Genomic DNA, 20,546 nt, shown 5'->3' on the forward strand with positions numbered 1-20,546 from the left:
AAATTAATAATTGAAAAGTTAGTCATTTCCTTCCAATTGGAGTGCAACCTAAAAAGATTTACGATGAAATTAACTTAACAAATTATAAATCGCATCGCATAAAAGATAGATGCATTTATTTCATCCGCAGTAAGAGTTCAGCGGCAGCAAATGGCGAGGTTGTACCATTTTCAATATGCTGCAGTTGTATTTGCAATTCGGTTTTAATGGCGGGATTGTTGTAAAAATCAGATTTCAATCGCTCCTCTATGGTTTGAAGCAACCAAAACTTATTTTGAATTTTACGTTTATGGTCAAAATATTGTGAAGTTTTGGCCAATTCTAAATAGGTATTAATCAATTCCCATACTTCAGGAATGCCTTCATTTTTTAAAGCGCTTGCCAGTAAAACCTTAGGTTGCCAACCGGACTCCTTTGGAGGGTATAGATGGAGAGCTCTGTTAAATTCTACCTTAGCAGTTTTGGCCCTTTTTAGATTGTCACCATCTGCTTTGTTAATGACAATGGCATCTGCCATTTCCATAATGCCGCGCTTTATGCCTTGTAATTCATCTCCAGCTCCAGTTATTTTCAATAATAGAAAGAAATCTACCATACTGTGGACAGCAGTTTCACTCTGGCCCACGCCAACGGTTTCAATTAAAATAGTATCAAATCCAGCGGCTTCACAAAGGATGATAGTTTCTCTACTTTTACGCGCTACACCGCCAAGAGAGCTTCCTGAGGGTGAAGGACGAATAAATGCATTGTCATCCTTAACCAAATCTTCCATCCGGGTTTTATCGCCTAAAATAGAACCGTGGCTCAAAGTACTGCTTGGGTCTACGGCCAAAACGGCGACTTTTTTACCCTTTGCGGTTAAAAACGTGCCAAAGGTTTCAATAAATGTGCTCTTACCTACACCGGGAACACCCGTAATACCAATGCGAACCGAGTTATTGGCATAGGGAAGGCACTCCTGTATGATGGCATTTGCTTTTTTAAGATGTTGAGGATTGGTGCTTTCAACCAAAGTGATAGCTCTGCTTAAGGCTGTTAAATCTTTAGCTAAAATTCCTTCAACCAAATCAGCTACAGAAGGTTGCTTATGACGTTTGTTCTTTATAGCTTGAATAGCGCTTTTGTTGGTGGTTTCAGGTTCAGAAACTCCTTCATTTTCATGTAGTGCTGAAGATTGCTGCGAAGTGGTCAAACTATTAGGTTTTTCAATTGTATAGATTAAGATACAGCTTTAAAAATGGATTCGGAACTATTCAGGCTGTACTTTGCTGACTTCCATAGGAACTTCAATTTTCGTTTGATCCCAAGCCATGGTCAATTTCAAATTATCAGTGGTATTATCAAAGGCAATTGTAAACTGTTCTACTGTATTGTTTAAATGAATGACAGGGGCTTCCACTTCCAATAAATCATATTGAGGTTCGCGCATTGGTTGCATTTGCTCATCTACACCCCAAGGATATTCTTTTGTGTTAAAATAAACCGTCCAAACACTGTCGTTTGGTACCGTCCATAGTGTATACGTGCCATTTGGTAAAGGATGTCCGTCTACTAACAAGTTTTTATTGGTAGTAAAAGTAGTTGCCTCATTGGCACCGGTACGCCATACTTTGTCATAAGGAACTAAAGCACCAAATATCTCACGTCCTTTTTTATATGGTCGGTTGTATGACACTTCCAATCTGGTGTCATTTAACTCAAACTTTACCATGTCTTTCGGACTGAGTCGCTTTGAAAAAATATTTTCAACAAAATGAGAATATAAAAAGAGTCCGACAGCTACAATAGCAAGAATAATTAATAGGCGTTTTAAAAACGTATTCATAACATATATTTTAAACCTGGGTTAAATATAAATCAAAAAGCTTGCTCTATAAAGCACTTAACGCTGTTTTATGAAAACTTGGTATTTGGTGGATGAAAATTAATGCAAATGACATTTTTATTAGTTTATCATCGAAGTCAAAAATGTTAGGTACATCCTTGCGTAATAATAGCTGCCCCTATAAAAGCAGCTTTTGCTTAAATAGGGGCAGTGTAATTAAAATGGTTCTTAAATTACTGCTGTTTAATCTTCCATCAAATCAATCTGAGTTTTGATAGCGTCTTTTAAGAGTTCCGCTAAATCAGTATTCCCGTCTTCATCCTCCGGGCTGATTTCTATAGTACCGTCAGCATTCCCGTCAGTTGCTGAAGTAAGATCAATCATACCCAAAACACTGTTGAGGTCAAAATTGATGCGTACTTCATTAATATTATTATCTATGACAAGGTTCGTATTGGCATCCTCATAGTCAATTTCAATCTCTTCGTCAAAATCATGCCAAAACACAAACGGTACGCCGTCAATCTGTCCAGTAAGTTTCATGCTTTTTCCGAACAATTCAGAGTCCTGATTCTCACTTTTATCGAATTCAAACTCTATTTCCTCATAAACGCCATTAGGAATTTCAATACTTGCCAATGGAATACTGTTTCCTGCCAATAAATCAATTTCAAATGGACCTTGAAGCTCTATATCGTCATCACTACCGTAAAATCCATCTTGAATGTCCTCACTGATTTCACTTCGTTCGAGTTCAATTTCTTTAAAGTTCACTAGAAATTTTTCGAGGCTAACGTTTTCTACACCTCAATTAAGCACATTATCATAAGTGGCATTTGCTGTGATTTTTAAAGCGCCATGTGTGGATCTATCCGCGCTATCATCTGAAGAACACGATGTAAGGACTAAAGCTAAAGACAGTGCCAAGGCACCAAAATTCATTTTTTTCATTACGTACATATTTTTGATTAATGGTTATATTAGATTAACGGTCCTAAATCTATTTAGTATACCCTAATTGTTAAAAATTTCTAAAAGTCAACGCCTAGGGGTTGTAATAGCCACATGACTGTTGTTTACCCATATGGGTATAAAACACAGTGTTGGTGGTAGTCTTTTTACTGTAAGACAACTATTTACAAATTATAGTTATTCATGTCATTTTATCACGTACTTTTGCGCCCTCAAATAAATATTGGAATGAAGCGCATAAACGAATACAAAAAACTCTTTGGGGTAGAACAGGACGTTGACCTAAAGACTTTAAAGAAGAGTTACCGTGATTTGGTAAAGGAATGGCATCCTGACAAATTTCAAAACGGAGATGCTTTGCAGCAAGAAGCTGAATTACAAAGTCGCAGAATTATTGATGGCTACCATTTTTTAGTAAGTATTGCACCAGAAACTATTGCGGCTAATTTGGAAAATTATACTGAAACAATTACCAATTCAGGTATTGCAGATTATACGCACAAAGGATTGTTGTTGGAAATTACATTTCAGGATGGCACCACATACGAATATTTTGGAGTGACCAAGCAAGTGTATATTAAAATGATCAATAGTGATAAACTGAACCGTTTTGCTAAACGCAGTATCTATCCAAATTATGTGTACAGAAAAGTAAAGAGAAGTTTAGCCGAGGCTTAATTTTTATACATTAAAAAAGACCTTAGTAATGCATGTAATTATATGTTTGCTAAGGTCTTTTTGTACCTTATAGTTTTTATTGATTTTACCTGATTATTGATAAAAGCATAGAACACACTAATTAAGTTTGGCATTGTTTATATTTTTTGAGCGTAATAAATAGATTCAATTTAATTGTAGATTATTCTAGTTGCCACAGGAAACAACCCCATATTTTGATGGTATGGGCACAACCGGATAATTTATTTTTGGATATCTTTACAGTTCAACAATATGAATTAAAACTAAGACGCTTTTGAAGATTACAGCAGCCTATACGGACCTATACCAATTGAGCATGGCTCAAGTTTATTTTAAAACGAAACCTGACGGTCGTGCGGTCTTTGACTATTATTATAGAAGTAATCCTTTTGATGGCGGCTATGCTATTTTTACTGGATTGGAAAATGTATTGGAGATTCTCGAAAATTTAAAATTTGCAGAATCTGATCTCAATTTTTTAAAACAACACGGTTTTGAAAGCGCATTCCTAGATTACCTTAAAACATTTCGGTTTAATGGGAATATCCGTTCGAGTAGGGAAGGTGATGTTGTATTTCCTAACCGTCCTATTCTCCAGGTTGAAGCAAATATTATTGAAGCGCAAATTATTGAAACGATGTTGCTGAACCTTTTAAACTTCCAAACACTCATTGCAACTAAGGCCAACAGAATTAGACATAGCGCCAAAAATGCCACCTTATTGGATATGGGGCTGAGACGTGCCCACGCAACAGGTGGTTATTATGCTTCTAGAGCCGCGATAATTGGAGGTTTTGATGGTACTAGTAATGTCAAGGCGGCTGAAGATTTTAACATTTCTGCCTCGGGTACTATGGCGCATTCCTTTATTCAAAGTTATGGAGATGAGTTGCAAGCATTCCGGGATTTTGCAAAAGTGCGTCCTAAAAATTGCGTCCTGCTTATTGACACTTACAATACCTTACGAAGCGGGTTGCAAAACGCCATAACGGTAGCCAAAGAGATGGAGGAGGCTGGGGAACAATTATTGGGAGTCCGTTTGGACAGTGGAGATTTGGCCTATTTGGCAAAGCAAACTCGAAAAATTTTGGATGAGGCAAATTTGGGTTATGTAAAAATTGTGGCCTCCAATCAGTTGGATGAGTATGTCATTAAAAGTTTAAAAGAGCAAGGCGCTCCAATTGATATTTATGGTGTGGGTACCAATTTAGTAACGGGTAAGCCCGATGCAGCTTTGGGTGGCGTCTATAAGTTGTCAGAATTTAATGGCACCCCACGTATCAAACTTTCTGAAAACATTATTAAAGTGTCCTTACCTTATAAAAAGCAAGTGTACCGTATTTTGGATAAAAACGGCATGTTTTACGGCGCTGATGCTGTGGCTATGTTTACAGAAGGTGCAGTGGATTATATGGAACACCCTTTTGATGCGACAAAAAATATGAGTTTAAAAGGTTTTGATTATGAAGCAGTACTGCAAGATGTGATGACAGAGGGAAAGAAAGTCAGCCCGTCAAGAACAGTTACTGAAATAGCCAATTATTCTAAATCCCGATTGGAAAAACTTCCAGAGGAATATAAACGATTCCAAAATCCGCATATCTATAAGATAGGCCTTAGTGCACAGTTAAAACAAGAGCGTGATAAATTAGTCTTAAAACATAAATTCTAAATAGCAATGAAAACCCTTCTTATTATTGATGTTCAAAATGATTTTATGCCTGGAGGTTCACTTCCCGTAGCTGAAGGTGATACCATTGTACCTGTGATTAATGCGATGCAGCCTAAATTTGATTTAGTGGTGGCTACACAGGACTGGCATCCTCAAGACCATATCAGCTTTGCATCTAACCACGAGGGGAAATCAGTTTTTGAAGAAATTGAACTTCATGGGAAATCCCAAACCTTATGGCCAGACCATTGTGTGCAGGGCACAAAAGGGGCTGAGTTTCATCCTGATCTTGATACTACCCAATGGGAAGCGATATTTAGAAAAGGTACAGATAAAGCTATAGACAGTTATAGTGGTTTTTATGATAATGGGTATTTAAAATCTACCGGATTGGCTGGATACTTAAGAGAAAAAGGAGTCTCTCAACTCTACTTGTGTGGTCTCGCCGCAGATATATGTGTGTATTTTTCAACTTACGATGCGTTTAAAGAAGGGTTTGCATGCTTTTTTGTTGAAGATGCCTCCCAAGCACTTGATCAGGAAGTTTATAAAGAATTGAGAAAGGAGATGGAGTATTTGGGAATTCAAATGATCTCTTCAAAAGACATTCAATAGTCACAGCATGATCATCATCAGTTATAACCCCATACTTACAGAGATCATGGGATTTAATTGTTAAAAATATCGATACTCTTATTTTGATTTTTTAAGATCAAACTTTTCTTTATAATATGCAATAATCGGGGGGAACGGGCCGTATTTATGCTGTTCAGCAGTAAAATTATCTTCCCAAGGGCCATATGGTGTAGACACCGGTTTTAGCTTTAAGTCTGGATAATCTTTTTCCTTATTTGCTTTTTCAGGACGTTTAAAACTGTTAATATATCCTGCCACATGATAAGCTTCTTCATCAGTCAACACAGGCTTTTCTCTCGATGCCAATAAATAAGGCATATTTGCTTTTATAAATTGTGCAGCGGTCAATACGCGGTGCATTCCTGCCCCGTCATTAAAGGTGTCATCACCCCATAATGGTGGGTAAACGTAGCCGTCTTTAAAATCTTCGTGTTTTAAGCCTTGACCATCTTCTTGATGACATTCTATACAATGCTTGGTGAATATTTGTTGCCCTTTGTTTAAGTCTACCGCTGTATTAGGGGGATCTAACTTAGTATAACCTGACACTTTTTTAACCTCGTCTTCAGGAATGCCCTCACTCAACCAATCCATATAAGCCACCATGGCTCTCATCTCTCTGGAGTCTATGTCAATTTTCTGACCATTCATACTGCGCTCCATACAACCGTTGATACGGTCTTGAATAGTACCCATTGCATTAGAGCGCCCCCTAAAAGAAGGGTAGCGCTGGGTGACCCCTGCCCATGACCCTGAACCAGGCCTGTTGCCGGCATCTAAATGACAGCTCGTACATTTTAAATTGTTCCCGGACAGGCGCATCTTTGGATTTTCAGCTTGTGGGCCTAAGTATTTTTGAGTCTGGGTGAGCAGTTCATAACCGTATTTAACGTCTGGCATTATAAATGAGTTTGCCATATCTTCCTCTACATTTCTCGGTTGCCAAATGGTAATGGTGCGTTCTGATTTTTGTAATATCTTCGGATTTTTATTAAAAAAATATAATCCAATAAAAACGGCAGCCATTAAACCAATTAACGCTGAAATTATAATGGCAATTCGTTTACTTACTATTTTATAGTTAATCATGGTGTAGATAAATTATTACGACCCTTAAAGTTAGCAAACTCTGCAAGGCATATTAACTCATTCAAGACTTATATGCGTGTAAAAACATTATGCTAACCTTAACAGGTGCATTCATGAAAGGTGTAATTTTAGATGAGTTTATTGGGTCTTACGGTATACCGACGTCCAATTGATTATAATTGGTGCATTCAGTCCTTCTGTGTTTTTCTAAGTTTTCTATTTCCAAGTCGGAATTTAACTTTTAACTTTTGCTTTTTTGCTCTTTTACTGTTTTGATCTTGTATAAATTGCAAGTAAAACTTAGACCCTGCGTCTTCAAAGGTCGTTTTCTCGGGCAAGTTTAAACCATCATTACTTTTAAGGTTTTTCCAGGGTACAGACAACCAGATGTTGGTGTATTCATTCAGTTTTAAACGGCCTTCAAAAAACACTTGAATGGCAGAAGATTGAATTTGGGTTCTCGGGATTATAATCTCTCCATCGCGAATTTGAAAGGTTTGGGCAATAGGTCTAAATCGTAAATTCTTAAAACGATCGGCTTTTAGCAATGGTACACTTTGCATTAAAGGTTTGTAATTGTATAAGGTTAAACTATCAATTTCTAACTTTAGAATTCCATTTAAAGAATTCATATTGATTTTTCCATCATTATTGGCAGTACCATTGGCTGTTAGTCTGTAGCTGAGGTTACCAGAAATTTGATCGGCTTTCCTTAGATCGTCATTGTTAAAGTAATCAAATCTGGTCACAAGTTCGTGGAGATTCAAGTTCTGTACGTCCATGTCAATGTTTACAGGTGTTTGATCTCCAGCACTGATGCCTATATCCACATCCATTGCTATTTTACCGCCATAGAAGTCTAGTTGTGTGTCCTGAATTTTAAAGCGGCCTTTAGTATCAAAAAGAAGTTGCGATTGGTAGCTGGTAATGTCAAATTCTTTATGTTTTAGTGTGTCAACTTTTAATGCAATGGCAGGGTAAAAGGATGTGTTGATTCTATACAACACTTCTTTCCACTTTTTTAAATTTAGAGTTTTCCTTTCCGTATTTTTTTTGGTGGTTGATTCTGACCGGTCTAAAAACTCCTTAATATTGCGGGTATCTAAATAAGGGGCGTATATTGAGAAGTCTGAACTGTGCTGTCTGATTTCAGAGGATCCATTGATGAAATCTGAAAAATTATCAATAGCTCCGGAGAAAAACACCTTGCTTTTGCCGGGTAATTGGATGTCTAAGGTCTTAAGGGTAGCTAAATCATTATGAATTTGTATGTGTAAACTGTCTACAGGAATCTGAAGATCGGCAGCTTCAAAATCTACCAGGGTACCGCCAATTTTTAGATCACCGGAAGCCTCAGAATTAAGGAGTTCCAAATTTTTGGATTGACCTTTATAATGGCCTATGAATTCAAAATCACCCGACCTAAATACAAAATTGGTTGTTTTTAAATAATCATTTAAATCTGCCGATTTTCCTTTCACCCGCATTGAAAAATCGAGATTGAACGGATTGTCATTCAACAAGTCTGCTCTACTGGTATGCGCATTAATTTCACCAAGAATGTGCGCAACAGTAGATTTATAGGTTAAATCTAAATGGTCTAACTTTAATATGGAATCATTTTCGAAATATACCTGAGCAGCAATCCTTTCTGTAATCAGATCCCTGAATTTTAGCGAATCTATTGCCAATTGAATCTCAGGGTTGAATTTATTGACATCTTTAAAAATGGTGTGTAATGCTTTTTTATCATTAGATATTGATGATGCTGTATTATCGAAAGAATTGATAGTCGTTAAAAGTTGATCGCCATCAAAATAGGGTGCAGCTATTTTTAAAAACACCGAGCCTTCTTCTTCAATTTCATCCAACAAAAAGTTTGGAAATTCTTTAATATGGCCATTAAGCTGAATAGGATCAAATTCGTCAATCTCCAAGTTGAAGCGCTTCAAAACAATATCTGATCGATCTACAAACAATGCTAAGGAATCTATGGCAATATCCATTTGGGCAGGCGGGTAGTGCAGTGTTGTGTTGGTAAGCGTTAAGTCGCCTTTCGCACTTTTTAAAAGTTCGTTAAAAGCCCGTACATTGCCATTAACTTTTCCATTAAACTTAAAATGACCGGAATCTATTCGGAATAATTCAATGTTGAAAAGAGTCTTAAACACCTTTAACGATCCTTCAGATGTTGCATCGGCATTCAAATAAATAGCTTCCTTTAACCGGCTTTCTGGTGGATACACCTTTATGCTGCCTTTAAGATTGGACAACGCATCCTCATACTTAAAATTGAAATTTTGTAGAACAATAGTCTCAGAATCTTTAAATTCTATTCTCGAGGTGACGTCATTGATCATTACATCTTTAAAGGTCAATGCTTTTACATCGATATCAAATTGCGGATGAAATTGGCTATATACCGCTTCTAAGGTTTCATGTAATGTTTGTCTATCTGACTGTTTTGCTTTGGATTCTGGTACAAATTCTTGTGCCATAGTTATGACTTCAGAAATATTGAGGTTTTCAGAAGCTAATATAATTTGGCTGGTAGTAGGGGCAGCGGGCGATTTGGAAAGTAAACCTGCAATGTTTTTTAATGTGCCTCTAAAGATTAAATTTTCCCCATTGGGAAGGTTGACGGTCAATTCCGTTAATTTCGAAATCTCATTTTGTAAGTCTATGGTAATTGATTGGATGGGAAGTTGGAGGCCATTTTTCTTGAGTACAACACGTGTATCGTTCAGCCTAAAACGTCCAGTAGATTTATTCAAAATTTGAAAGATGTTAGGGATGTCGCCTGAAATAATGGTATTTAACTGGAAAGATCCGCCTTTAAAGTCAAAATTATCAGTGTCTATGAGTTTGGTCAAGGTTTCATTTTTCCCTTTTAAACTAACGTTTGCTTGTATAAAGTTGGCAGCTTGGGGTGTGCTCTGATAATATGAATTGACAGTTGTTAGCCTAATGTCATCAAATTGACCGTTAAGCATGTCGAAGGTTATTTTGATATCTTTTGATGATTTTTTCGAACGTCCTAGACTGTCGCTGCTGTAAATATCAGTGGTCAAATTTCCATTGAATGCAGCATTTTTTAAATGAATGTTGTTGGAAATAACGATCTCATTATTGATGGTTGAGAAAATTGCTTCAACATCTGGGTTGTTTCCAAAAGCAAATTTACCCTCAATTTTGATGGTACTTTCAAATGGTTTAAGAATCTCGTAAGCTTTTAATTTACTGGCAATACTATCACTCAATAATCTTTTGACAGCTTTAAAATCGGTGCTACTGTTTTGTAGATCAAACATAAAGCCATTAGCCGCCGCCAAATTAAAAGCTGCTGACAATTGAAAATTTTGGTCGTCTATATGTATTGGGAATTGGGGAATATTAATTGTATCCTCCCTTAAATTAACAGTAAATGTTGGTTTTCCTATAACACGGGCATTTTTTAGGAAACTCCCTTTTTTAGTATTAAAACCTAAATGATTAACTGTTATGTCTAACCATGTGCTCCCTTTTAATTGATGCTGATTGCCTTTAAAGGTTGTTCTTAAATTATGAATGTGGAAATTGAGATCTTTATCCAAGAGTGTATCCTTATTACTATACCTAATATTTTCCAATACTACGGTAGCCCCGTTTTGATGCAACCACGTAGGAAGTTGAAATCCTTCTTGATCTTGTTGTTTATTGCGTTTAAGATTTTCATGATAAACACGTGATTTTTTACTGATAACTTCAGAAGTAAAAACCGCATTTTTGACACCTATTTTTCTGAATATAAAATTCCCCCTTATTAAATTTCCGGCGCCCATGACTAATTGCGCTTCTTCAATTTGAAGCGTTGTAAATTGGTCCGTAATTGTATCGGTGTTGGTATGTTTAATGTCCTTTAGAGTGAAGCCAACGTTTGGAAACCCGCTTAAAAAGCTTGCATTAATTTTCCCGATAACTAAGGTGCCCGAAGTATTCTCGGCGTACCATTCCTGAACCATATCTAAAACGCTAGCTCTATTAAACCAACCTATCGTAAATAAGCCGATAGGAACTAGAATTATTATGGCAAGGACGATAAGGAGGCGCCGCCACCATTTTCGGGGTTTTGGAATGTTATTGGCCTTTGGGGATTTCAAGTTTGAAATTTATTGAAAAATAAGGAGAAATTTTGGGTTGGAAAACATAAGGATGAAAATACTTTCACTCAGCCTGGTCTGATAAACTGTATAAAACAACATGTCAATACGCCTAAAATAGCGTTTGTTAAACACATAAGGTTAAGGATTAAGCCTGAAGCTGCAATTTTAGGGTTTTTATAATTTTAATTTCTTTTAAAACGACAATTGTGATAAGGTTTAGAAAGTGAAGACATATTTACCGTTAATCAGTTGGGGTTTCCTAATTTGCCAACTTAAGGAACCGTCAAGCACATTCTGCTGAATTGGCCACTCAAGCAATTTTAGGAACACCAGTAAACATTTTAGAAAAGGAAAATAGTTGGACTTTAACCCAAACACCTGACAAATATTGAGCTTGGATAGATAGTGGCGCCATTGAAGAAATCAATCAGGCCGAATTTGATCGTTGGAAGGCTAGTATTATTTTTTGGTAATAAAGCCACTGAGCCGTCACCAGGTGGTGTTGTTCATGTGGGTATGTGGGTAGGAATTAACGAGTTTATTCATTCTTCAGGCCGTGTTAAAATTTACAGTGTCGACAAAGACGCTCCAAATTTTGATGCTTATAACCTTAACAGATATGTGCGAACAAAACGCATCATTAATAGTGATGTTGGGGAGATAATTAATTTGACCGAAACTAATGAGTTTGAAGTGGCTGCTCAGTAGGATTTAAGTAGCATCTAGCTGGTGAAACATTAGCAAGGGCATTTTTTAAGACGGATATTAGTCCATCACAAAAACTATAAACACCGTGAGCAAAAAAAATCCTGACGTCAATAGAGGTCAGGATTTTTTTTAGTTATAATAATTCTGCTTTCACAGGTGTTCTTTATTCTTCAGTTAACACCCAATCGCCTTTAATTAATAAAGGTTCTGCTTGTTTGTACTTTAGAGTTCTGTTTTCGCCACTCATCACATTCTTGATGGTCACTCTATCATTACGACCAATTTTAGGTTTGTCGCGAACTATAGTTTCTACAACTTCCTGACGTTGGTTCATGTTTCCTGCGGCTCTACTTTGTGCTGAACGTTCATCCAAATTAGGAATTTCCTCTTTGGTAGTTTCCAACTTTTCTTTTGAACGTTTCTCACGAGCTTCCTGAATGGCATCTGTGGTTTCAGAAGGCAATTCGCCTTTAAATAAGAATGAAATCACATCTTTATTCACTTGATCAATCATCACCTTAAACAATTCAAACGCTTCAAATTTATAGATCAATAAAGGATCTTTTTGCTCATGTACCGCCAATTGAACCGATTGTTTTAACTCATCCATTTTACGTAAATGCGTTTTCCATGCATCGTCAACAATGGCAAGTGTAATGTTTTTCTCAAAATCATTAATCAACTGTTTCCCGTTAGTATTGTAGGCTTTTTCAAGATCAGTAACAACCTGCAAACTTTTTACACCATCCGTAAAAGGCACTACGATACGCTTAAACTTGTCTCGTTGGTTTTCATAAACATTTTGAATTACAGGAAATGCCATATCCGCATTGCGCTGCATTTTTTCTTTGTAGTGGTTGAACGCCGCTTTGTAAATGACACCGGCAATTTCTTGTTCTGACATTTTACCAAATTCAGCTTCAGTAATTGGAGAACTCATAGAGAAATAACGAATCAATTCGAACTCAAAATTCTTAAAATCGTTAGCCGCTTTATTGGTTTGGGTGATGCCTTCTGAGGTATCAAAAATCATATTAGCCAAATCGACACGCAAACGCTCACCATGTAAGGCATGACGACGACGCTTGTAAATCACCTCACGTTGCGCATTCATCACATCATCATATTCTAACAAACGCTTACGAACACCAAAGTTATTCTCCTCAACTTTTTTCTGTGCACGTTCAATAGATTTAGAAATCATAGAGTGCTGAATCACTTCACCTTCCTCTAAGCCCATTCTGTCCATCATTTTGGCAATACGTTCACTACCAAAAAGACGCATCAAGTTATCTTCCAAAGAGACATAAAACTGTGAACTTCCTGGATCTCCCTGACGACCTGCACGACCACGCAACTGTCTGTCCACACGTCTGGAGTCATGACGCTCAGTCCCTACAATGGCCAAACCGCCTGCTTTCTTAACTTCTTCCGTTAATTTAATATCCGTACCACGACCCGCCATATTGGTAGCAATGGTCACCTGACCTGGTTGTCCCGCTTCCGCAACAATATCGGCCTCTTTTTTATGGAGTTTCGCGTTCAGTACGTTGTGTGGTACTTTGCGAAGGGTGAGCATTTTTCCTAACAACTCACTGATTTCAACAGAAGTTGTACCAATCAATACAGGACGGCCAGCTTGAGAAAGTTTTGTAACTTCATCAATAACTGCGTTATACTTCTCACGTTTAGTTTTGTAAACTAAATCTTCTCTATCATCACGTGCAATTGGTCTATTGGTTGGAATTTCAACTACGTCCAATTTATAGATTTCCCAAAACTCGCCAGCTTCAGTTACCGCAGTACCCGTCATACCTGACAGTTTGCGATACATTCTGAAGTAATTTTGCAGTGTTACCGTAGCAAATGTTTGGGTTACCGCTTCAATTTTTACGTTTTCTTTGGCTTCAATCGCTTGGTGTAATCCATCGCTATAACGACGGCCATCCATAATACGACCAGTTTGTTCATCAACAATCATCACCTTATTGTCAATGACTACGTATTGAATGTCTTTTTCAAATAGGGCATAAGCCTTCAATAGTTGGCTTAGTGTATGGATACGTTCAGACTTGATGCCGAAATCTCTAAATAATTCTTCTTTAGCTTCAGCTTCTTCTTCCTTTGAAAGATTCTGTGCTTCAATTTTTGAGATTTCCATCCCAATTTCTGGCATCACAAAGAAGTTGGGATCATCATCACCTGATAAAAACTCAACACCTTTATCTGTTAATTCAACTTGATTGTTTTTTTCGTCAATCACGTAGTACAGTTCCGCATCTACCTTAGGCATTTCGCGATTATTGTCCTGCATGTATTGGTTTTCCGTTTTTTGGAGGAGTTGCTTGATGCCTTCTTCACTTAAAAACTTGATTAAAGCCTTATTTTTAGGAATACCTCTATACACACGAAGGAGTTTAAAACCACCTTCTTTGGTATCGCCTTCAGCAATCAGCTTTTTAGCTTCTGCCAAAACACCCGTTAAATAGGCGCGTTGTGCAGCAGCAATACTATCTACCTTTGGTTTTAGTTCTGTAAATTCATGACGATCACCCTGTGGTACTGGTCCAGAAATAATTAACGGCGTACGCGCGTCATCCACCAATACGGAATCCACCTCATCTACAATTGCAAAATGATGCGGACGCTGCACTAAATCGTCAGGCGAGTGCGCCATGTTATCACGTAGGTAATCAAAACCAAACTCATTATTGGTGCCGTAGGTAATGTCTGCCAAATATGCTTTTTTACGAGCGGCTGAATTAGGCTGGTGGTAGTCAATACAATCTACCGTCATCCCGTGGAACTCAAATAGTGGTGCCATCCATGCACTATCACGTTTTGCCAAGTAATCATTCACTGTTACCAAATGCACGCCGTTACCAGCAAGCGCATTGAGGTACATTGGAAGTGACGCTACAAGCGTTTTACCTTCACCCGTTTGCATCTCAGCAATCTTACCTTGGTGTAAGGCCACACCACCTATTAATTGCACATCATAATGAATCATGTCCCAAGTGATTGGCTTGCCGGCAGCATCCCAAGAATTTGCCCAAATAGCTTTATCATCTTCTAAGGTGACATAGTCTTTGCTTCCAGAAATTTCACGATCAAAAGTATTTGCCGTAACTGTGATGGAAGTATTATGAACAAAGCGCTTTGCAGTTTCTTTAACCACCCCAAAAGCTTCAGGAAGAATGTCGTTTAAGACTTCTTCTGTGGCTTTATAAATATCGTCTTTAATACGGTCAATTTTCTGATAAATATCTTCACGTTCATCAATATCATCTGTTGCTTCAGCATCTTTCTGAAGTTTTTCAATGGTATCATTAAAAGGCTTACGCGCGGCTGCTATTTTGGATTTGAAATACGCTGTTTTCGCCCTTAATTCGTCATGCGATAAGGCTTCTAAGGCTTTTTCAAAAGTTTTGACTTGTTCTACTATAGGAGTGATGGCTTTGACATCCTGTTTGGATTTATCGCCAACAAAAACCTTCAATATTGAATCTAAAAAACTCATAAGGTATTATTGTTTACACGTTGACAAGCGCCGTGTAGATTAATATATGTTTATTTGTATGCTGTTTTGCCATTTAAGGCTTACAAAGATACGGTTTGTGCTAAGGTTATTAAAAAATAGCGCACAAAAAAAGTCTCTTAAGGAGACTTTTTAACTAATTTTTTTATCTATTTAATATTCGTCCTCATTCCAGAGGTAGTCTTCATCGGTTGGATAATCTGACCAGATTTCTTCAATTGAGTCGTAAGAGTCACCTTCATCTTCAATTGCTTGTAAATTTTCCACCACTTCTAAAGGCGCACCAGTACGGATTGCATAATCTATTAATTCGTCTTTGGTGGCTGGCCAAGGCGCATCACTTAAATAGGATGCTAATTCTAATGTCCAATACATGTGTTATTCGGTTTAAATTTTTGCAAAAATAATTTTTTTGTTGTAAGAAACAAGTAAAAAATGAATTATTTAATCATTAATAAAAAGAACGTATAATTCTTACATAATTTCTTAACTATCAATATATAATCAAAAAAAATGTGACTGCCTAATATATCTTAAGATTCTTTTTTAGGAATCCATTGAATTTCTTCGGCTTCCAGTTCATGAGACAACTTCCGTGCCAACACAAAAAGATAGTCGGATAACCGATTCAGATAGGTTAAAGATTCCGGTTGAAACGGTTCTAAGTCATTAAGGGCAGAGGCTAAACGCTCCGCTCTACGGCAGACACAGCGTGCTATATGACAGAATGACACGGTTTGATGGCCGCCTGGTAATACAAAATGTGTCATTGGGGGTAAGGCATCGTTCATTCGATCAATTTCCTTCTCTAAAAGTTCAATGTTTTCAGTTGAAATTTTGGGAATGTTTAATCGCTCTTTACCATTTTTAAGCGTTGCCTTAGCTGGGTCTGTGGCTAAAATTGCACCCACTGTAAAAAGACGATCTTGAATTATAATTAAAATATCTTTATAGTGCTGCTTAATTTGTTGGTCCCTGATAAGGCCCAAATGCGAATTAAGCTCATCTACAGTGCCATAACTGTCAATGCGAATATGGTGTTTAGGAACTCTTGTCCCGCCAAATAGAGCGGTGGTCCCTTTGTCTCCTGTTTTAGTATAGATTTTCATAGTTCTAAGTTTTACAGCGCGAAGCTTGAAGGAAATGAATTACGAAGATACAATAGATTGAAAAGTTTTGCCACAAATACAGGAATGAATTTTGGGAAGATTGGGGAGTTAGGAGTGAGAAGTTAGGAGTGAGAAGTTAGGAGTGAGGAGTGAGGAGTGAGAAGTTAGGAGTGAGGAGTTAGGAGTTAGGAGTGAGGGGTGAGGTTTGAGTGCTGAGTACTGCGAACTGCTTACTGCCAACTGCTGACTGAGTACTGCCAACTGCTGACTGAGTACTGCCAACTGCTTACTGCCAACTGCTGATTGAGTACTGCCAACTGAAGCCTGAACCCTAATTCCTCACATCGCTTTCAATCATACCATCCCTTAAACGGATAATGCGTGCTGCACGGGCCGCAACATCTTCTTCGTGAGTGACTACAATTACAGTGTTCCCAGCAGTATGAATATCGTCAAACAATTGTAAGATTTCCAAAGAAGTTTTGGAATCCAAATTTCCGGTAGGTTCATCTGCCAAAATAATGGATGGCTTGTTTACAAGTGCCCGTCCAACCGCCACACGTTGGCGTTGACCACCCGAGAGTTCATTAGGTTTGTGATGAATTCGGTCCGCTAAGCCTACGTCGGTCAGTACCTCTGTAGCACGGGCTTCACGGTCGGCTTTAGAGGCGCCGGCATAAATCATGGGTAAGGCCACATTGTCCAATGCAGTTGTTCTTGGCAATAAATTAAAGGTTTGAAATACAAACCCGATTTCTTTATTTCTGATTTCTGCCAGTTGGTCATCACTCAGTTTGCTGACATCTTGGTTGTTTAGAATATACGTTCCAGAGGTTGGCGTGTCCAAACATCCTAAAAGATTCATCAAGGTCGATTTTCCAGAACCTGACGGACCCATAATGGCCACATAATCACCACGTTCAATATCTAAATCGATACCTTTTAAAACATAGACCGTTTCTGAGCCTAATTGAAAGTTTCTGACGATATTTCTGATGTGAATGACGTTATCCATGTGACGGTTTAATGTGTTATTTCTGATTACAGTGTGTCGATTTGAACCTGCAAAATAAACGATTTACGATTCATATGACGTGTAAAGGCACAAGATGTTACACTCTAATTTTAAAATGTTGCTTTAATTGCTCTCTTCTAAAAAAGACGATGCCCCAATTAAAGGTGTCAACTGTAACGGTGACTTGAGGGTGGTTTTTGATGATTTCCCATGCTTCCGTCATGCCATTTGACCAGTAAATATCGTCAAACACAAAAATAGAGTCGTTGTGAGCTGTGGGTAGAAGCATCTCGAAATAAGCTAATGTAGACTCCTTGGAATGGTGCCCGTCAAAAAAAATAAAATCCCATGTGGATTGTGGCAGTTTAATGAGGGTCGTGTTAAAATCCCCTTGGATACTTTTAATGTTGGTGAGTTTTTTATCCGAAAAGTTTTGAGTCGCTACTTTTAACAATTCCGGGCAGCCTTCAATCGTCGTGATGTTAGCACTAGGGTGAGCTAAAGCCATAGCATGTGTGCCGATGCCAAGGTTGGTGCCCAGCTCTAAAACATGATCGGGCTTAAAATAATTTACCAAACGATAGAGTAGCTTTGTGTTTTTTAAACTTGTGCCCGAAGTTTTGGCAATGGCGTTAATAGGACGGTCATTTGTTTTGAAAACCTTTGAACCTGATCCGAAATCGGTAATATGGATGACGTCAGTGTTTTTAAACAACTCCCTACGGTACGATGCAATTTCAGCATACGCTTCATGTTTTGATCGGTCATAAAAACATTTCGTAACCAAATTGTACACAAACGGGGAATGAATCCCGTGTTGGTTGGTGGATTTTAAAATGAAGTTTATGTAAGATAACAATTGGTGCACGGTTGTAAACGAGTTGCCTTGATGCTTCTATTTAGTATTTAGTAGTCAGTATTCAGTATTCAGTGTTCAGTCTTCAGTATTCAGTATTCAGTATTCAGTTTTCAGTATTCAGTATTCAGTATTCAGTGTTCAGTATTCAGTGTTCAGTATTCAGTATTCAGTGTTCAGTATTCAGTATTCAGTATTCAGTTTTCAGTCTTCAGTCTTGATTCTTGTCTCTTGATTCTTGACTTTTAGTTCTCTTCTTTATATTCTCTTCTCTATATTCATGTCTTTATTCTCTTCACTTTATTCTCAACCCTCAAGTTTAAGATTCCAGTTTCTCTGAAAGTTCAAACCAGCGCTCTTCCTTAACAGCAATATCCTCTATTATTTTCTGCAATTCTTCAGACAGCTGATTGATTTTTTCCTGGGATAAGGATGCATCAAGGAATTTTTCCTCTAAGGCTTTCTTATCCAATTCTAAAGATCGGATTTTGCTATTTAGGGATTTCAGTTCTTTTTGCTCGTTATAAGATAACTTTTCTGCGGTATTGTCTTTGGTGTTGCCACCATTTGCAATTTCAGTTTTTACAGGCTCTACATAAGGTGTTGACGCTTCATAATCGCGGTAGTCTGAATAATTTCCTGGAAAATCTTCAACCTCACCATTCCCCCTAAACACAAATAAATGATCGATAATCTTATCCATAAAATACCTGTCGTGAGACACCACAAGTAAACATCCAGGAAAGTCTAACAAGAAATCTTCAAGCACATTTAAGGTTACAATATCTAAATCGTTGGTAGGCTCATCCAAAATTAAGAAATTCGGATTTTGTATCAATACCGTACATAAATACAGTCGTTTTTGTTCGCCACCGCTCAATTTTTCGACAAAATCATATTGCTTTTTGCGGTCGAATAAAAACTTTTCCAAGAGTTGCGAGGCGCTAATCTGACGTCCTTTTGTCAATGGAATATATTCGCCATAGTCCTTGATCACATCAATAACTTTTTGGCCTTTCTTAATTTTAATGCCACTTTGAGTGTAATATCCAAACTTTACGGTGTCGCCAATAATCACCTTCCCAGAATCGGGCGTGATGGTTTGGGTCAACATGTTCAAGAATGTCGATTTTCCAGTGCCGTTTTTGCCGATGATGCCAATACGTTCTCCTTTTTTAAACACATATTCAAATCCGTCTAAAATGACTTTATCTTTAAACGCCTTAGACACCTTATGAAATTCGACAATTTTACTGCCCAACCGCTCCATAGTGATTTCTAATTGGATTTTATGGTCATTTCGGCGTTGGCTGGCCTTGGCCTTGATATCGTGAAAATCGTCAATTCGCGATTTAGATTTGGTGGTTCGCGCCTTAGGTTGACGGCGCATCCAATCCAATTCTTTTTTAAAGAGCTGCTTGGCTTTGCCGGTCTCAACCGTTTCATTGGTAATACGGGCCTCTTTTTGTTCTAAATAATAAGAATAGTTTCCTTTATAGGTGTAAAGTTTACCATGGTCCAATTCGATGATTTCATTACAGACGCGTTCCAGAAAATACCGGTCATGCGTTACCATAAATAAGGTCATCTGTGCTTTGGCAAAATACTGTTCCAACCATTCAATCATTTCCAAATCGAGGTGGTTGGTAGGTTCATCCAATACCAAAAGGTCAGGATTGTTGATCAATGCTGTGGCCAAAGCCAAACGTTTCTTTTGGCCTCCAGAGAGTGTCTTAATTTTCTGGGTCAGGTCATCTAATTTTAGTTGGGAGAGAATTTGTTTGAAACGCAATTCAAATTCCCATGCATTATGACGGTCCATGCCTTCAAAGGCCTTCTGATACGCCTCACTGTCTTCCGGATTTAAAAGCGCTTTCTCATAACTTTCAATCACTTTTAAAATGGGTAGGTCAGAATTGAAAATGGTATCCTCAATAGTCAAGTTTTCATCATATTGCGGCGACTGTGATAAAAATGACAAGCGCAATCCCTTTCTGATCACCACTTGCCCATCGTCAGGTTGGTCCAAGCCCGAGAGGATATTGAGAATGGAAGTCTTGCCACTCCCATTTTTTGCCACAAAAGCAATTTTATCATCCTTGTGGATGCTAAAGGAAAGATCTTCAAATAGCGCTACTTCGCCATAAGATTTTGAGATGGATTCAACAGTTAAATAATTCAAAGTCTAATTTTTTTACAAATAACGGTAATAAATCACAATGGAATGAATATACATTGTTTTAAAACCGACAGATAATGTCATTCAATATTTAAATGAGTGTTGT

At 37.7% G+C, this 20,546-nt stretch carries 16 protein-coding genes and 1 pseudogene; 5 read left to right on the forward strand and 12 right to left on the reverse strand.

Translation table 11 applies throughout. From position 1 onward, the window contains the following. Positions 1-115: 115 nt before the first annotated feature. From meaB to BXY82_RS15485, 4 genes are all read right to left on the reverse strand, one after another. Positions 116-1,192 carry a methylmalonyl Co-A mutase-associated GTPase MeaB gene (gene meaB / locus BXY82_RS13185; RefSeq protein WP_133758713.1) on the reverse strand — a complete coding sequence of 359 codons (1,077 nt, stop codon included), beginning with the start codon at positions 1,190-1,192 and terminating at the stop codon, positions 116-118. A gap of 57 nt (positions 1,193-1,249) precedes the next feature. Then, positions 1,250-1,825, reverse strand: coding sequence for a DUF2911 domain-containing protein (locus BXY82_RS13190; RefSeq protein ID WP_133758714.1), 576 nt, complete (start codon positions 1,823-1,825; stop codon positions 1,250-1,252). A 243-nt stretch (positions 1,826-2,068) separates the two neighbouring features. After that, positions 2,069-2,599 carry a hypothetical protein gene (locus tag BXY82_RS13195; RefSeq protein WP_133758715.1) on the reverse strand — a complete coding sequence of 177 codons (531 nt, stop codon included), beginning with the start codon at positions 2,597-2,599 and terminating at the stop codon, positions 2,069-2,071. Between the two features lie 33 nt (positions 2,600-2,632). Beyond that, positions 2,633-2,776, reverse strand: a complete 144-nt coding sequence (locus BXY82_RS15485; protein ID WP_166643304.1) for a hypothetical protein — start codon at positions 2,774-2,776, stop codon at positions 2,633-2,635. A gap of 249 nt (positions 2,777-3,025) precedes the next feature. Here BXY82_RS15485 and BXY82_RS13200 point away from each other — a divergent pair, with 249 nt between their 5' ends. The 3 genes from BXY82_RS13200 to pncA all read left to right on the forward strand — a co-directional run bounded on the left by BXY82_RS13200 (position 3,026) and on the right by pncA (position 5,783). Continuing rightward, entirely contained in the window at positions 3,026-3,475 is a 450-nt protein-coding gene (locus BXY82_RS13200; RefSeq protein WP_133758716.1) for a KTSC domain-containing protein, read from the forward strand. A gap of 337 nt (positions 3,476-3,812) precedes the next feature. Continuing rightward, positions 3,813-5,168, forward strand: a complete 1,356-nt coding sequence (locus BXY82_RS13205; protein ID WP_133758829.1) for a nicotinate phosphoribosyltransferase — start codon at positions 3,813-3,815, stop codon at positions 5,166-5,168. 6 nt (positions 5,169-5,174) lie between these two features. Then, entirely contained in the window at positions 5,175-5,783 is a 609-nt protein-coding gene (gene pncA, locus BXY82_RS13210) for a bifunctional nicotinamidase/pyrazinamidase (protein ID WP_133758717.1), read from the forward strand. A 78-nt stretch (positions 5,784-5,861) separates the two neighbouring features. On the opposite strand, the gene BXY82_RS13215 is transcribed toward pncA, so the two are convergent. Continuing rightward, positions 5,862-6,893, reverse strand: a complete 1,032-nt coding sequence (locus BXY82_RS13215; protein ID WP_133758718.1) for a c-type cytochrome — start codon at positions 6,891-6,893, stop codon at positions 5,862-5,864. Between the two features lie 188 nt (positions 6,894-7,081). Continuing rightward, positions 7,082-11,032 (reverse strand): AsmA-like C-terminal region-containing protein, encoded by a 3,951-nt coding sequence (locus BXY82_RS13220; RefSeq protein ID WP_133758719.1) that lies wholly within the window; start codon positions 11,030-11,032, stop codon positions 7,082-7,084. Positions 11,033-11,319: 287 nt separating this feature from the next. Between BXY82_RS13220 and BXY82_RS15615 the strand changes: the two are divergent. After that, a pseudogene (locus BXY82_RS15615) lies at positions 11,320-11,427 on the forward strand (hypothetical protein); the annotation flags it as partial. A gap of 22 nt (positions 11,428-11,449) precedes the next feature. Further along, positions 11,450-11,743, forward strand: coding sequence for an NlpC/P60 family protein (locus BXY82_RS13225; RefSeq protein WP_133758720.1), 294 nt, complete (start codon positions 11,450-11,452; stop codon positions 11,741-11,743). Positions 11,744-11,906: 163 nt separating this feature from the next. Here the strand turns inward: BXY82_RS13225 and secA are convergent, their stop codons facing one another. The 6 genes from secA to BXY82_RS13265 form a co-directional block, all read right to left on the reverse strand. Beyond that, positions 11,907-15,263, reverse strand: coding sequence for a preprotein translocase subunit SecA (gene secA, locus BXY82_RS13230; RefSeq protein ID WP_133758721.1), 3,357 nt, complete (start codon positions 15,261-15,263; stop codon positions 11,907-11,909). 171 nt (positions 15,264-15,434) lie between these two features. Next, positions 15,435-15,656, reverse strand: coding sequence for a DUF2795 domain-containing protein (locus BXY82_RS13235; RefSeq protein WP_010177336.1), 222 nt, complete (start codon positions 15,654-15,656; stop codon positions 15,435-15,437). Positions 15,657-15,814: 158 nt separating this feature from the next. Then, positions 15,815-16,390: a cob(I)yrinic acid a,c-diamide adenosyltransferase gene (locus tag BXY82_RS13240; protein ID WP_133758722.1), complete on the reverse strand. Its 576-nt coding sequence runs from the start codon at positions 16,388-16,390 to the stop codon at positions 15,815-15,817. A gap of 331 nt (positions 16,391-16,721) precedes the next feature. Beyond that, the gene (locus BXY82_RS13250) at positions 16,722-17,405 is read right to left on the reverse strand and encodes an ABC transporter ATP-binding protein (protein ID WP_133758723.1); all 684 of its coding nucleotides are present in this window, start codon (positions 17,403-17,405) and stop codon (positions 16,722-16,724) included. A gap of 97 nt (positions 17,406-17,502) precedes the next feature. Beyond that, positions 17,503-18,273, reverse strand: coding sequence for an O-methyltransferase (locus BXY82_RS13255; protein ID WP_133758724.1), 771 nt, complete (start codon positions 18,271-18,273; stop codon positions 17,503-17,505). Positions 18,274-18,580: 307 nt separating this feature from the next. Further along, a complete protein-coding gene (locus BXY82_RS13265) occupies positions 18,581-20,443 on the reverse strand; it encodes an ABC-F family ATP-binding cassette domain-containing protein (RefSeq protein ID WP_133758725.1) in 1,863 nt (620 codons plus the stop codon). Between the last annotated feature and the right edge of the window lie 103 nt (positions 20,444-20,546).

It is taken from the genome of Gelidibacter sediminis, from assembly GCF_004364975.1.
Classification (GTDB): Bacteria; Bacteroidota; Bacteroidia; order Flavobacteriales; family Flavobacteriaceae; genus Gelidibacter; species Gelidibacter sediminis.